Source organism: Corynebacterium sp. 1103A, from assembly GCF_055700955.1.
On the sequence record NZ_JASTTF010000006.1, the window covers coordinates 84,322 to 98,643 of the forward strand.

At 64.3% G+C, this 14,322-nt stretch carries 11 protein-coding genes; 2 read left to right on the forward strand and 9 right to left on the reverse strand.

What is annotated here, in order from left to right; all coding sequences use genetic code 11:
* The first annotated feature begins 130 nt into the window (after window positions 1-130).
* Complete coding sequence (locus QQS52_RS06160; RefSeq protein WP_472773050.1) at window positions 131-994, forward strand: peptidylprolyl isomerase; 864 nt, start codon at window positions 131-133, stop codon at window positions 992-994.
* Between the two features lie 340 nt (window positions 995-1,334).
* A complete protein-coding gene (locus QQS52_RS06165) occupies window positions 1,335-1,688 on the forward strand; it encodes a hypothetical protein (RefSeq protein WP_472773051.1) in 354 nt (117 codons plus the stop codon).
* 126 nt (window positions 1,689-1,814) lie between these two features.
* Here QQS52_RS06165 and QQS52_RS06170 read toward each other — a convergent pair whose 3' ends face one another.
* The 9 genes from QQS52_RS06170 to ruvB form a co-directional block, all read right to left on the reverse strand.
* Window positions 1,815-2,369 carry a DUF421 domain-containing protein gene (locus QQS52_RS06170; RefSeq protein WP_472773052.1) on the reverse strand — a complete coding sequence of 185 codons (555 nt, stop codon included), beginning with the start codon at window positions 2,367-2,369 and terminating at the stop codon, window positions 1,815-1,817.
* A 148-nt stretch (window positions 2,370-2,517) separates the two neighbouring features.
* Window positions 2,518-4,602: a bifunctional metallophosphatase/5'-nucleotidase gene (locus tag QQS52_RS06175; RefSeq protein ID WP_472773053.1), complete on the reverse strand. Its 2,085-nt coding sequence runs from the start codon at window positions 4,600-4,602 to the stop codon at window positions 2,518-2,520.
* A 217-nt stretch (window positions 4,603-4,819) separates the two neighbouring features.
* The gene (locus QQS52_RS06180) at window positions 4,820-7,114 is read right to left on the reverse strand and encodes a RelA/SpoT family protein (protein ID WP_472773054.1); all 2,295 of its coding nucleotides are present in this window, start codon (window positions 7,112-7,114) and stop codon (window positions 4,820-4,822) included.
* Between the two features lie 47 nt (window positions 7,115-7,161).
* Window positions 7,162-7,713 (reverse strand): adenine phosphoribosyltransferase, encoded by a 552-nt coding sequence (locus QQS52_RS06185; protein WP_472773055.1) that lies wholly within the window; start codon window positions 7,711-7,713, stop codon window positions 7,162-7,164.
* Window positions 7,714-9,366, reverse strand: coding sequence for an ABC transporter substrate-binding protein (locus QQS52_RS06190; protein WP_472773056.1), 1,653 nt, complete (start codon window positions 9,364-9,366; stop codon window positions 7,714-7,716). It abuts the gene before it with no gap.
* A gap of 92 nt (window positions 9,367-9,458) precedes the next feature.
* Window positions 9,459-10,625 carry a protein translocase subunit SecF gene (gene secF / locus QQS52_RS06195; protein WP_296202571.1) on the reverse strand — a complete coding sequence of 389 codons (1,167 nt, stop codon included), beginning with the start codon at window positions 10,623-10,625 and terminating at the stop codon, window positions 9,459-9,461.
* The gene (gene secD, locus QQS52_RS06200; protein ID WP_472773089.1) at window positions 10,625-12,484 is read right to left on the reverse strand and encodes a protein translocase subunit SecD; all 1,860 of its coding nucleotides are present in this window, start codon (window positions 12,482-12,484) and stop codon (window positions 10,625-10,627) included. The genes secF and secD overlap by 1 nt, the downstream gene beginning before the upstream one ends.
* Before the next feature lie 324 nt (window positions 12,485-12,808).
* Window positions 12,809-13,156: a preprotein translocase subunit YajC gene (gene yajC / locus QQS52_RS06205; protein WP_296202569.1), complete on the reverse strand. Its 348-nt coding sequence runs from the start codon at window positions 13,154-13,156 to the stop codon at window positions 12,809-12,811.
* Between the two features lie 67 nt (window positions 13,157-13,223).
* Window positions 13,224-14,321, reverse strand: coding sequence for a Holliday junction branch migration DNA helicase RuvB (ruvB, locus tag QQS52_RS06210; protein WP_472773057.1), 1,098 nt, complete (start codon window positions 14,319-14,321; stop codon window positions 13,224-13,226).
* Window position 14,322 lies beyond the last annotated feature (1 nt).

A 14,322-nucleotide genomic window follows, 5' to 3' on the forward strand; every position in this document is an offset into this window, starting at 1 on the left:
CCCGGCCTAATCACCCACTTAAACCAGGCGACGCGATAGGATTGTGTGCCAGTTGGTTCGGGCCGCGCCCAAAACGTCCCGGACCGGAAGACGTGTTCATTCTGCCTACTGTGTAACGAGGAAAACTACAGTGCCTGATAACAAGAAGCGCAGCGAGGAGGCCTTGGCCAACCTCAACCGTGAGCTCAAGTCCCGCGAGCGCAAGACCAAAACCCGCCCCGTGGGCGTGGCTTTGATCGCCCTGCTCGCCATCGTCGCCCTCGTGGGCGGCGTCTGGTTCATGGCTTCGCGCGATAGCTCCGACGAGGAAATTACCGCGGAGGACCAGAACACTACTGAGACCACCGAGTCCGAAGAGCAGCCGGAGGCCGTTGCCCTGACTGGCAAGCGCGCCGAGGCACTCCCGGAGACCGTTACCTGTGAGTACCCGGCCACGGAGGGCCAGGACTCCAACGGCGCCACCGTCCCGAACGGCGACGACATCTCCACCAAGGGCACCGTTAAGGTTAACTTCGCTACCAACCAGGGCGACATGGAAATGGAGCTCGAGCGCTCCGTGGCTCCCTGTACCGTCAACGCCATCACCCACCTCGCCGATGAGGGCTACTACGACGGCAGCATCTGCCACCGTATGACCTCCGGCGGCCTGAACGTCCTGCAGTGCGGCGACCCGACCGGTACCGGCTCCGGCGGCCCAGGCTTCAGCTTCGCCAACGAATACCCGACCGAGAAGGACGCTGAGGCCGGCCAGCCCGTGACCTACCCGAAGGGCTCCATCGCCATGGCTAACTCCGGCAAGGACACCAACGGCTCCCAGTTCTTCGTCAACTACGCCGACTCGCAGCTGGCACCGGACTACACCTACTTCGGCAAACTGACCGAAAAGGGCCAGGAAACCCTCGACAAGATCGCCGAGAAGGGCGTCGAAGGCGGCCAGCCCGACGGCAAGCCCGCCGAAGAGGTCAAGATCGACAAGGTCTCCGTCGAGTCCTAACCCATAACCAGAACCCGCCAACCGCGGCGAAGTTCTCAACACCCAGCCCCGGCACCCGCGCACCTGCGCTCCGTGCCGGGGCTTTGCCGTACCCGCCCTACCCCGTAAAGCATCCCCCATCAGACCCACCAACTTAGGCAACACACACTCAGTTGTTTCTTAGCTGTTCTTTAGGTGCCACCAATTAACCAGCTGTTTACCTGCGGTTCTAGATTCACTAAGAACTCTACGATTGGGACTTCAATTGACAGTTTCCTTAAACAGCTCTTGCAAACCCCTGCCCGTATCGCTACTATTTGTAACGTCTGCAAGTACTCCACGGAATCTAAGGATTTTGACAATGAAGCTTTTCTCCCGTAAGTCCCTGGTTGCTGGTGCAACCGCTATCGCCGTTTCCTTCGCTGGCGTCAACGTTGCCACCGCCGAAGAGAACCCGCAGGAGCAGGGTGTCGAGGCCGCCGGCGAGGCTGGCAACAACGAAGACGGCCAGAACAACGAAGACCAGACCGGCGGCGACAAGGACAAGAACGACGACTCCGGTTCCTCCATTGGCGACCTGTCCTCCAGCGAGGACAAGGACGTCGATCCGGACGAAATCAAGGCTTGGATCGGCGTTGTCAGCGCCGTTATCGGTGTGCTGGGCTCCATCTTCGCTTTCATCAGCAAGCACATCGACGTCCCGGGCATGAAGTAATTCGGTTTGTACTAGCTGCTAGCTAGCACGTTTAATACCCCGTGGTTTTATCCACGGGGTATTTTTATCCCTTGGCTCGGGTTAGTTGTCTGTTCGGTTTTCCGCTTTTCCGTACCACGCTGCGCTCTATTCTTCGCCGAATCCTTTAACATCGCGGAAGACGTCAGGGTCCATGCTCTTGCCTTCTTGGATGACGGCGATTTGCCCGGTGGGTTCCAGGATCATGGCTTGGACTTCCTGCGTGCTGCCGAGGCCGGCTTTGCGGATGGCCGAATAGATATCAGTGTCGCTGACGTGGGCGAAATCGGCGTTGGCTTCGATCTTCTCCCCATGGTGCATGATGAGGATGGGCTTGCGGTCGATGAACCGGGACCAGCCCACAGCGTTGCGCAGCACGCCGAAGGCAGCCTCCAGGCCCATGAGCGTGGCCAGGCCTAGGACGCCGGCGGCCAGTGACGGCGGCACGCCCACGATGACGCGGCCGGCCACGGCGCCGAACATGATGATAATGACGGCATCGGAAGCAGTCATGGAAGTCAGCACGCGGGAACCGAAGACCTTCACCAAGAGCATGAACGCCAGGTAGATGCCGATCGACGCCAGGATGACGATAGGGATGCGGTGCCACTCCAGCCCCAGCTGGTAATAGGCCTCGTCCAGTAGAATTTGCTGCCAACTCACGTGCACTAGCTTAGTCGCTGATAGGTACGGATACGGAGACGCTGGTCGGTTGGTGCTTGGCTGCGGTAGTGCGAACAAAGGCCCTGGGTAATCCCCAGGGCCTTGGCGTTATTGGTCGCGCTGGTGTTTGGGCCGCGCGGTGTCGGGCTTAGAGGCCGAACTGCTTGCGCAGGTCCTCAATCATCTTGCGGACCGGGGCCGGCAGCGTGATGATGCCGGTACCAACCGCGCCCATCAGGCCGGCGACGAGGGCGGCGATAACGCCCGCGCCAATACCCACCGAGGACAGCAGCGAATCACTGGAGCCGGAGCTCAGGCTGGAGGTGGAGCTCTGGCTGGAGCCGTCGTCGTCGGTGTCGTCGTCGGTGTCATCGCCTCCGTTGCCGTCGGCGGAGGCCACGGTGACCGGGATGATGACCTCGGTGCCCTGGTCGGTGGTGACCTTGAGCTCCTGCTCGCCGGAAAGGCCCTCCGGGACGGTCAGCTCGACGGTGGCGCGGCCGCGCTCACCCATCTGGTCGTCGCCGTCCTGGCGAGCGTTGTCAATCTCGGCCTCGGCGGTTGCCTCACCCAGGGAGACGGTGGCGGTCTTGGCCATCGGCTCGCCCTCGCTGGTGTAGTTGAGGGAGGAAAGCTCCACGGTCAGCTTCTCACCGGTCTTCGGCTCGCCGGACAAGTGCACGCCGACCTGGCCCTGGCCGGTACGCACGTCGGCCTCGCCGCTGGCGATGTAATCGATCATCGCCCGGGTGTCCATGTAGCCCACGTCCACGATGTCCTTGACCTGGTCCTCCTTGAAGAAGCCATCACCGCCGCCGGCCAGGAAGGTCGACAGTGCCACGGTGTAGTTCTTCTCCCGGTCGAGCGGCTCGCCGTTGATGATGACCGACTGGACGCGCTGGCCCTGCTCCGCCTGCGGGTCGTAGGCGACGGAGACGTTCGCCGACAGGCCGAGTGCCAGGCGCGGGCGGGAGTTGCCCGGCTGCCACTGGTTCTCCAAGGCGTCGACCAGGTCCTGGCCGGTGATGGTGCCGTAGGCAATAGAGTTGCCAAACGGCTGGACCTCGAAGATGTCCTGGTAGGTCACCGTGCCGCCCTTGAGGTCGGCGCGCACGCCGCCGGCATTCATCAGGCCCAGGTCGATGTCCTTGTCGACCTGCTTGGACATGCTCACGCGCTGCCCCTCGGCGATGAAGTTGTTCAGAGTGGACTCGACTCCGCGGTTGGAGCCGGGCTCCTTGCCCTCATCGGAGCCGCGGAACATGGCCTGCGGGGTCTCGCCGGCTTCCTCGGCGCCCTTCTCCGCAGCCTTGTTTTTGGCCTCCTCCACCAGGCCCGTGATCTCTGCGTTCGGCTCCAGGGCCGCTGCATCCGAGTAGTCGTACTGGGTCAGCTCCACGTCAGTGAGCTCGCCGGCGGTCTTGTCGTAGGTAAAGTCCACGTCGTTGAGCACCTTGCCGTACTCGTGGCCCTGGGCCCAGTGCAGCGGCAGCGCGCCGTCGCGCTCGACGGTGCCCTGGGAGCGCACGTGGGAGTCACCGCCGAAGAGGACGTCCACGTCGTTGTTGAAGCCCTCGGCGTACTGTTCGGCGTCCTCGTGCATCAGCGCCACGACGATGTCGGCCTCGCCGGACTCCTTCAGGCGGGTGGCCTCCTTGTTGGTGGCCTCCACCGGGTCGGAGAAGGTGATTCCCTCGATGGCGCTCGGCGCGACCTTTTCGGCGGTCAGCTGGGTCACGGTGCCCACGTAGCCGACCTTGACGCCGTCGATCTCAGACACGTGGGAAGCTTCCATCGCCGGCTCGCCATTCTTGAGGACGTTGGCGCCCAGCACCGGGTACTCGGACTTCGGGATGATGCGGTCGGTCAGGTCGTCAAAGCCCTGGTCGAACTCGTGGTTACCCACGGCGCTGGCCTCCACGCCCATGGCATTGAGGACCTGCAGGGTGTACTCGTCATCGGTGATGGCGGAGACGAACGCGGAGCCGCCAACGTTATCGCCCGAAGTGGTCAGGTCGTAGTCCTGGTCCTGGTTGACCTGCTCGACCAGGCTCATCAACTTGGCCGCACCGAGCTCCGGATCGGCTTCTTCCAGGTGGCCGTGGAAGTCGGTGAAGTTAGACACCGAGAAGCTGACCTTGTCCTCGGCGAAGGCGGCCGGAGCGCCCTGGAGGGCGACGGCGGTGACGGTGGTAGCCGCCACAAGGCGGCCAATGCGACGGAAGTTACTCATGGGAGTTCTCCTGCGAGACTTGGGAAAGGGATTAGAGACAAGTCCCTTTATAACCCCGTAACCAAGCCGGCGCAGCGCCCGCGAAGTTGGGCCGCGGCTTCCCCTGCGGCGTTAACCGGACCGCGGCGAAGAATTCACCTGCCAGTCACCGGACGGGGGCACTGCGCTCTCCCCTGTCGCTATTTCTTTGGTCGCTGGCCCCGCGGTGCGCGCGAGCCTACGCGGTGACGCGGTAGACGTCGAAGACGCCCTCGGTATTGCGCAGCGTGGTCATCAGCTGGCCCAGCTGCTTGGTGTCGGAGACCGAGAAGGTGAACTTCAGTGTCGCGATGTGATCGTCGCCACGGTTCGAGGTCATCGACAGTACGTTCAGATTCTGATCGCTAAAGATCCGCGTGATCTCGAACAGTAGGCCCTGGCGGTCCAGCGCCTCCAGCTGCAGCGTGGCGGCAAAAGCGCCCGAGGCGGAACTGCCCGTGGCCCAGGATACCTCCATCATGCGCTCCGGCTGGCTGCGCAATTTTTCCGCGTTGGTGCAGTCCACGCGGTGCACGGAGACCCCGCCACCGCGGGTGACAAAACCGAAGATCTCGTCGCCGGGGACGGGCTGGCAGCACTTGGCCATCTTGGCCATCACGTCCGGGCTACCTTCCACCAGGATGCCGGTGCCCGAGGAGGAATCCTCCGTCTCCTTGGTGCGGGAATTCTCCAGCGCCGACAGCGGGGTGCGGTCCGCTAGGGCCTCGACGGCGTCGTCTCGGTCGCCGAACAGGGAGGTCAGCTGGTTGGCCACGTGCTGGGCGGAGACATTGCCCGAGCCGATGGCCGTGTACAGCGAATCCACGTCCGGGTAGTGCAGCTGCTTGGCCACCTGCTTCATCGAGCTGGCCGTAAACAGCCGGTAAAGCGGCAAGCCGCCGCGCTGGACCTCCGTGGCCAGGGCATCGCGGCCGGCCTCGAGGTGCTCTTCCCGGCGCTCCTTGGCGAACCACTGGCGCACCTTCGCCTTCGCGCGCGGCGAGACCAAAAACTCCTGCCAGTCACGCGACGGGCCGGCGTTGGCGTCCTTGGAGGTAAAGATCTCAACCTTGTCGCCGGATTTCAGCGTAGACTCCAGCGCCACCAGCTTGCCGTTGACCTTCGCCCCGATACAGCGGTGACCAACTTCGGTGTGCACCGCGTAGGCGAAGTCGACCGGCGTGGACCCGGCCGGCAGGTTGATGACATCCCCCTTCGGGGTGAACGCGAAAATCTGCTTGGCGGACAGGTCGTAGCGCAGGGAGTCCAGGAAGTCGTTCGGATCGGCGGCTTCCTTCTGCCAGTCGAGCAGCTGGCGCATCCACGCCATCTGGTCGACCTCTTCCTGGTGGCCCGAGTTTTTACCCTTGGTCTCCTTGTAGCGCCAGTGCGCAGCCACGCCGAACTCGGCGTTGTAGTGCATCTCGTGCGTGCGCACCTGCACCTCCAGCGAGGAGCCGCCGTCGGCCAGCACCGTGGTGTGCAGCGACTGGTAGACGCCGAAGCGCGGCGAGGAGATATAGTCCTTGAACCGGCCCGGCAGCGCCGAGTAGAGGGCGTGGACAACGCCGATGGCGGCGTAACAGCTGTTGATGCCCTCGACCAGGATGCGGATACCCACCAGGTCAAAGATCTCGTCGAAGTCGCGGCCGCGCACGATCATCTTCTGGTAGATGGACCAGTAGTGCTTCGGCCGGCCCATCACCTCAGCCTGGATGCCGTTCTCCTTGAGCGCGGCGCCGACCTCTTCCTTGATCTGCTTCAACGCGCGGTCGCGCGACGGGGCGCGGGCGGCCACCATGCGCACGATCTCGTCGTACTTCTTCGGGTACAGGATGGCAAACGCCAGGTCCTCGAGCTCCCACTTAACGCTCGCCATGCCCAGGCGGTGCGCCAACGGGGCGATGACGTCGAGGGTCTGGCGGGCCTTTTTCGCCTGCTTCTCCGGCGGCAGGAAGCGCATGGTGCGCATGTTGTGCAGGCGGTCGGCGACCTTGATGACCAGCACACGCGGGTCTTGGGCCATGGCCACGATCATCTTGCGGATGGTCTCCGCCTCAGCGGCAGCGCCCAGCGCGACCTTGTCCAGCTTCGTCACGCCGTCGACGAGCCGGGCGACCTCGGGGCCGAAATCACCGGTCAGGTCCTCGAGGGAATAGTCCGTGTCCTCCACCGTGTCGTGCAGGAGAGCGGCGGCCACCGTGGTGGTGTCCATGCCGATCTCCGCGGCGATGGTAGCCACCGCCAGCGGGTGCGTAATATACGGATCCCCCGACTTGCGCATCACGCCCTCGTGCAGGCGCTCGGCGGTTTCGTAGGCGTTGTTCAGCAGCTCCACGTCTGCCCGCGGATGGAACTCGCGGTGGATGGACAGCAAAGGCTCCAAGACCGGATTAACCTTGGTCCGCCCACCCGTCAGGGAACGAGCCAGGCGAGCGGACATGCTGCGCATGCTCGACCCAGCGGGGCGTTTCGCCGGTTTATCGTGAGTCATTACGCGCCCCTTTCCGAACTAAACTACTAATTAGTTCAGTCTAGCGCTTAATTCTCCTCAGGTGTGCGTAAGACCACCAAAGGCGTTCCCGCAAGCCGCTCGCGCCCGCCCAGGCTGTCGACCTCGATGACCACGACGTTGCCAACGACCTCGGCGCCGGCCTGTTCCAGCAGCTGGCGGGCGCCAAAGAGGGTGCCGCCGGTGGCCAGAACGTCATCGACCAGGGCAATCTTCTTGCCCTTGAGCTCCGCGCCGTTGGCGGGAATCTCCAACGCGGCGGTGCCATACTCCAGCTCGTACTCGGTGTGTAGGACCGGTGGCGGCAGCTTGCCCGCCTTGCGGATGGCCAGGATCCCCACGCCCATCTTGTAGGCGACAGCCGAGCCCAACAGGAACCCGCGGGCATCCAACCCACCGATCATCTCGGCGCCGAGTTCCTCGCAGGCCTCGGCCAGGCCGTCGACCACGACGCTGAAGGCATCCGCGTCCGCCAGCACTGGGGTCAGGTCTTCGAAGAGGACGCCCGGCTCCGGGAAATCCTGGACGTAGCGGATCTTGTCTTGTAGGGCTTCATTAGCGTTGGAGTACTCAGAACTCACTTAATTATCCTTCGATTTCGATTCAGTGGCGCCTTCGGGGATCAGCGCCCACCTGTCCATATTCCAACCGATTCCCGACAACCCAGTGTACGGTACCACGTGTTTGACATCGTTGCGGACCACGAAGGTCTTCGGCTGGGCGGCCAGCGGGATGGTCCGCACCGTCTGCCACTGCTCAGCCTCGGCCTTGTTGAGCTCCTCCACGTTCGAAATCCGCGGCTCCACGGTCGAGAACTCCGTGAGTGGATCGATGGGGCCCAAGAAGGCGTCGATAGCCGGCATACCTGTTTCCGGGTCCGGGTTGAGCATGTACTGCGAGGTGTTTTCCGCGCTCACGTCCTCGATCGTGATCCCGGCCGACTGGCAGGTCTCCGCGATCTTTTCCACCATGGCGGCAAGGCGCTCGTTGGGGCCTAGGTAACCGATGCGGATGGTCTGCCCGCTCAGCGTCTGCGCGATGGCGTGGTCGGTGCCCACGTGCGGCTCGGTGGCCCGCTTCAAGTACTTGCTGATGGGGTCGTTGTGCCGCAGCACGTGCTGGTAGACGGGCGGGACCTCCACCCCGGATTCGGTGGAGCTGAGCTTGGCGAGCGCGGCCTGGTCGATGCACTCGGAAAACGCCCGCCGCGGTTCTTCCTGGTCGAATAGACCGTACTCCGACAGGACCAGCGACTCGGTCAGATCGCCGACAACCGGTTCGATCTCGTAGGGGTTATCGTCCGCGTCGCGGTCCAGCCAGGCGGGGTTCGCCTCACGGGAGTCGACCACACCGAGGGTCCCGGCGTCCTTCAGCGCACCGGAATCCGCGTCCGCGGGCCAGACGGCCACCGGGGCGATTTCGGCCTCGTCGCCGAAGAAGTGGGGGTTGCGTTCCAAGACCACTTCCCCGCTTTCACCGAAGTGGTCGATGACGTACGGGCCGAAGGAGACCTGCAGCTCCGGATCGAATTCGGCCAGCTGGAAGTCGAAGCGCCAGATGCGCGCGACCTCCTCCAGCACCGTGGGATCCTGCGAGTATAAGGCGTTGGTCAGCTCCTGGGAGTCCATCCCCACCTTCTTGGCGATGGCGTGGGCCGGCATGACCGTGCCCGGCCCGAACAGGCCGCGCCAGCGCTGGCCCGTGCCGGGCGCGAAGACCACCTCGAAGACCTTGTTCTCCGGCGCGCACTTGAACTGCTGGATGTCGTGGGCCAGCGGCATGTGGGAGCCGAAGGTTTCCTGCATGGCGCCGGCCGTGTACGCCAGCAGGTAGTCCACGCAGGTCACCGGCTGGCCGTCGGAGAATTGCGCGTCATCGCTGAGCGTGTAGACCACCGACTTGGACTCGTCCTCAGAACCTGGATTTAGCTCCTGGGTATTGACCAGGTCCGTGTTGGGGATCATCTGGCCGCGCGGGCCCGGCACGAAGGCGGCCGGGTACAGGCGGCTGGACAGCTGCGCCACGCTGCCGGCCGAGCCGAAGGCGGTGCCGGCGTTGGTGGTCACCAGCTCCGAGGAGGTCTGGTAGCCAAAGTGGTCGCTGGAGGCCTTACCTTCTTCCTCGGCGGGCTCGTCGCTCTGCCCACACGCCGCCAGGCCTAGGGTTAGGCTGGTGGCCACTGCCGCGGCTGCCAGCCGCCCCAGCGCTGGGTATTTCTTGACTCCACTTCCCATGACGGGATTACTCCTACCTGGAACTAGCAATTAGAAAACCCGGGGTGCAATGCCCCGGGGAAAGAAACTGACGGTGAACTACCTCGGCCGGGCTACTGCCCCGGGCGCCAGGTGGCGCCGGAACCGGAAGTGCCTTCGCCCGGGCGCGGGCCGTGGTCCTCGTCGGGCTCGGCGATGTCGTCGTTGGCCGAGGCTGTGACCGGGGAGGCCACGGTGCGCTTCGCGCCGCCTTCCTCAGCCGGGGCGTCCTCATCAACCTCGCCGGAGCGGTAGCGCTCCACCTCGGCGTTGTGCCGGCGGAACTCCTTCTTCCGGTTGACCATGCTGACCAGCAACGGGGTGGCCAGGAACAGCGAGGAGAAAATGCCCTCGATGACACCGATGAGCTGGATGAGCGCCAGATCCTTGAGCGTGCCGATGCCCATCAGCCAGACCGCGACCACGAACAGGGCGATAATCGGCAGCGCCGAAATCACGGAGGTGGAAATCGAACGCATCACCGTCTGGTTGATGGCCAGGTTGGCCTGTTCGCCGTAGGTGTGTTTGCGCTGCCCCAAAATGCCCTGGGTGTTCTCGTTGACCTTATCGAAGACGATGACGGAGTCGTAGATGGAGAACGTCAGGACGGTCAGCAGACCGATGATGACCGCCGGGGAAACCTCGAGCCCGAACAGGGCGTAGATGCCGGCGATGATGACGCCGTCAACGATCAGCGCGAGGATAGCCGCGAAAGCCATCGTGCGTTGCAGGCGGATAGCCACGTACACCGTCGCCGCGATGAGGAAGACCAGCATCGCGATGATCATGCGCTCGGTAATCGAGGAGCCCCAGGACTCAGACACGGTGGAGGTGCCGATGGCGTCCGGGGTGGCTTCGCCCTCGGCGTTTTCCGGCTGGTACTCCTCGTAGATGGCCTGGCGGGCGCTGTCGACCTGCTCCTGGCTCAGCCGCTCGGAGGTGATCTCCAGCGTCTCTGAGGCGCCGGAGCCGACGATCTGGACCTGCTCGGGCTCCACGCCGGTAGCTTCCTCGAAGGTCTGGCCGACCTCCTCTTCCACCAGATCCGCGGCCGGCATGGTTACGGTGGTACCGCCCTCGAAGTCCAGCGAGAGGCTGAAGCCGCGGATGAGGATCGCGGCTATGGACACGACCAGCAGGCCGATGGTGATCGAGTACCACAGCTTGGTCCGGCCGATGAAGTCGATACCGCCCTCGTCGGAGTAGAGGCGATCCAAACGGGAAATCTTGTTCTTAGCCATTAGTTGTTCTCCTCGCCCTGCTCGGTGCGCTTATTACGCGCGGTGTGCTTGCCACGCGCGGTGCGCTCGGTCTGCCCAGGCGTCGTGTCTGAAGTATCCGCAGTCTGTTCGCCGCGCGAATGCGTCTTGCCATAGTGGCCCTTCGCCCGGTTTTCCTCAGCCAGCGAGAAGATGCCGCCCAGGCCGTTCATGGACGGCTTGGCAAAGACCGGCTTGCGGGCGGCCAGCATCATCAGCGGCGCAGTGATGAGGAAGGAGACGACTAGGTCGAAGACGGTGGTCAGCCCCAGGGTGAAGGCAAAGCCCTTGACCTCGCCGATGGCCAGGAAGTAGACGACCACGGAACCGATTAGTGTCACCGCGTTACCGGTGACGATGGTGGTCCGCGCCCGCTCCCAGGCCTTGGTGGTGGCCGAGCGGAAGGTGCGGCCTTCCAGGATCTCGTCCTTGATGCGTTCGTAGTAGACCACGAAAGAGTCAGCCATGGCGCCGACACCGATGACTAGGCCGGCGATGCCGGACAGGTCCAGCGAGTAGCCGACCCAGCGGCCCAGCAGCACCAGGGAGCCGTAGGTCAGGGCCATGGCGCCGACCAGCGTCAGGAAGGACACGAAGGCGAAGGCGCGGTAGTAGTAGATCGAGTAGGCCAGGACCAGAATCAGGCCGACCAGGCCGGCGATGAGGCCGGCCTGCAGGGCGGCGTGGCCCAGCGACGGCGGGACCGTCTCGGTCGTGCCGCCCGGCTCACCGTTTTCACCCACGAAGGACAGCGGCAGCGCGCCGTAGCGCAGGTTGTTGGCCAGCGACTGGGCTTCCTCCTGGCTGAAGTCGCCGGTGATCGAGGTGGCCGAGCCGTACGGGGTCGCGCCCTGAATCTGCGGCGCGGAAATGACTCCGGAGTCCAGGGTGATGGCGATCTGCTTCTGCAGGTACTCCTCGGTCAGCTTCGCCCAGGTGGCCGAGCCGTTCGGGCCGTCGCCGGTCTGGAAGGAGAAGCTGATCTGCATCTGGCCGGTCTCGGGATTCAGACCACCGTCGATCGGGGAATCCGTGTCGATTTCCGAACCGGTCAGGCGGGTGCCGTTCGGATCCTCGACGCCGTCCAGCAGCGGGGCCGGATCCAGGATGTACGGCATGCCCTGCGAGTAGTCACAGGTAACCAGCGGCTTGGCGGGGTCGTCCGCGCCCGCCAGAGGATCCGTGTCCTGGGTGCAGGTCATCAGGGCCGAGGCCGCAGAAAGCGTGGTCGGGTCCTCCGACTGGCGGTCCTCGAGCAGCATCTCGGTCATCTCGTCGCGGCGTTCCGCCTGCTCCAGGGAGTTCTCCGGCTCCGGCAGCGGCTCGGCGCTGACTTTCTTCTCATCCACCTTGGTGTTGTTGGACCCCTGCCCCTCGGCCTGCTCGTTGGCCTGGTTGATGGCGTCGGTCACGCGCTTGAGAGACTGGTTTGCCTCGTCTTCCGAGAGCACGCCGTATTTCACCCAACGGTTGGCCATGTCTTCCATCTCCGGCAGCAGCTTGGTCATGTCCGGGGTGGGCTGTTCGGCCACCGGGCGGAAGAGCAGCTGGGAGGTCTGGCCGACCGACTGCGCTTCCTGGGTGTCCTCGCCCGGGACGGTAATCACCAGCGTGTTGCCGTTGATGACCACCTCGGAGCCGGACACGCCCATGCCGTTGACGCGCTGTTCCAGAATCTCGCGGGCCTGCTGCAGCTGGTCCTGGGTGGGTTCTTCGCCCTGCGGGACCAGCGTCACGCGGGTACCACCCTGCAGGTCGATGCCGAGCTTGGTGCTGGCGGCGCGATCGCCAGTAAAGAATACGAGCGCCCACACCCCCAGCAGAATGACCACGAAGAGCATGATGGCGCGCTTGGGCCATTTCCTACTGGCGTTGTTGATGGCGCCTTTGTGAGGAGCGGACACGAATTCAATCTCCTGTGCATTGCAAGTTACAGGGCTAAGTAAAAATCGCTGCCTTTAACGAAGTAAAGGAGCGAACACGATCCATCATGGTACGTGATATCCGTGCTAAAACCTCAACAGGTCGCCAGAAAAGGGGCCAGGTGTGATCATGACAACGATCACAGTAGGGACCAAGATAGATAAATCCGCCTGTCGACGGCGCGCTAGGCCCATCTTCGACAGGCGGCGGAGGGAATAAGACTCGCCGGGGTGTGGGCGTTTTTAGTTCTTCTCGTCCGGGTTAACCGGTTTGTCTTCGGGGTGGACATCAGTCTGCTGCGGCTCGGCCGGGGCGTCGCCCACCGGGTTCGGGGCGGTATTCGCCGCGCGCAGGATACCCATCTTGTCGACGGTGATTACCATGCCGCGGGCGACCTCCAAGTCGATATCCCCTTCGCGCACCGCGGTCACGGTGCCGTGGATGCCGCCGGCGGTCACGACGCGCTTGCCCGGGGTCAGCGAGGCCTGGAAGGCCGCGACTTCCTTCTGACGCTGGCGCTGCTTGCGCATAGCGAAGAAGGTGGGCAGAACTAAAAGGACAACGAGGACGATAAATAGTACTAGTTCCATACCGATCCAGTGTGCCAGACTTTTCAGTTTAGCTGTTAATCAAACGCCGTTGGGCAGCAAGAATCTATTAAAACAGGCCAATCGCCCCGTCGGGCGGGGTCAGCCCCAGGTGTTGCCAGGCCGCCGCTGTGGCCACGCGCCCGCGGCCCGTGCGGGCGATCATGCCGGCGCGCACGAGGTAGGGCTCGCAGACCTCCTCCACCGTGGAGGGCTCCTCCCCCACGGCGATCGCCAGAGTGTTCACGCCGACGGGCCCGCCGCTGTGGCCCTCAATGAGCGCGTGGAGCACTGCCCGGTCCAGGCGGTCCAGGCCCATCTCATCCACGTCGAAGACGGTCAAGGCGCCCTGGGCGGCCGCCAGGTCGATCTCGCCGTCGCCGTTGACCTCGGCGAAGTCGCGCACGCGCCGCAGCAGGCGGTTGGCAATACGCGGGGTGCCGCGCGAGCGCGAGCCAATCTCCACCGCCGCCTCCCGCGTGATCTCCACGTCGAGGATCTGGGCGGCGCGCTTGATGACCCGGGTAAGATCCGCGGTGTCGTAGAACTCCATCTGCGCGGTGAAACCGAAGCGGTCCCGCAGCGGGCCGGTCAACATGCCGGCGCGGGTGGTCGCACCCACCAGGGTGAACGACGGGATCTCCAGCGGGATGGAGGTCGCACCCGGGCCCTTGCCCACGATGACGTCGATCCGGAAGTCCTCCATCGCCATGTACAGCATTTCCTCGGCTGGGCGGGCGATGCGGTGGATCTCATCGATAAACAGCACGTCGCCCTCCATGAGGTTGGAGAGCATGGCGGCCAAGTCGCCGGCGCGCTCGAGAGCCGGGCCCGAGGTCATCCGCAGGCTGGTGCCCAGCTCCTGGGCGACGATCATCGCCATGGTGGTCTTGCCCAACCCGGGCGGGCCGGACAGCAGCACGTGGTCCGGGGTCACCCCGCGCTTCTTCGCGCCCTGCAACACCAGGGAGAGCTGCTCGCGGACTTTGGGCTGCCCGATGAACTCGTCCAGGCTCTTCGGGCGCAGGGAACGCTCGATGTCGCGCTCGCCCTGCTGGGCGTGCCCGTCGACGTCGTCGTTGCGCCGATCCGCGGCCTGCGCGCTGCCCTGGCGCGCGGCCTCCAGCCCGTCGGGCAGCTGGAACTCGGTGCGCTCAATATCTGACATG

Bases quoted from the DNA above. Each gene is read 5' to 3' on its own strand.
- QQS52_RS06165 (WP_472773051.1), top strand. From the start codon at position 1,335: ATGAAGCTTTTCTCCCGTAAGTCCCTGGTTGCTGGTGCAACCGCTATC.
- QQS52_RS06175 (WP_472773053.1), bottom strand. From the start codon at position 4,602: ATGAGTAACTTCCGTCGCATTGGCCGCCTTGTGGCGGCTACCACCGTC.
- QQS52_RS06180 (WP_472773054.1), bottom strand. From the start codon at position 7,114: ATGACTCACGATAAACCGGCGAAACGCCCCGCTGGGTCGAGCATGCGC.
- QQS52_RS06190 (WP_472773056.1), bottom strand. From the start codon at position 9,366: ATGGGAAGTGGAGTCAAGAAATACCCAGCGCTGGGGCGGCTGGCAGCC.
- secF (WP_296202571.1), bottom strand. From the start codon at position 10,625: ATGGCTAAGAACAAGATTTCCCGTTTGGATCGCCTCTACTCCGACGAG.
- secD (WP_472773089.1), bottom strand. From the start codon at position 12,484: ATGCTCTTCGTGGTCATTCTGCTGGGGGTGTGGGCGCTCGTATTCTTT.
- yajC (WP_296202569.1), bottom strand. From the start codon at position 13,156: ATGGAACTAGTACTATTTATCGTCCTCGTTGTCCTTTTAGTTCTGCCC.
- ruvB (WP_472773057.1), bottom strand. From the start codon at position 14,321: ATGTCAGATATTGAGCGCACCGAGTTCCAGCTGCCCGACGGGCTGGAG.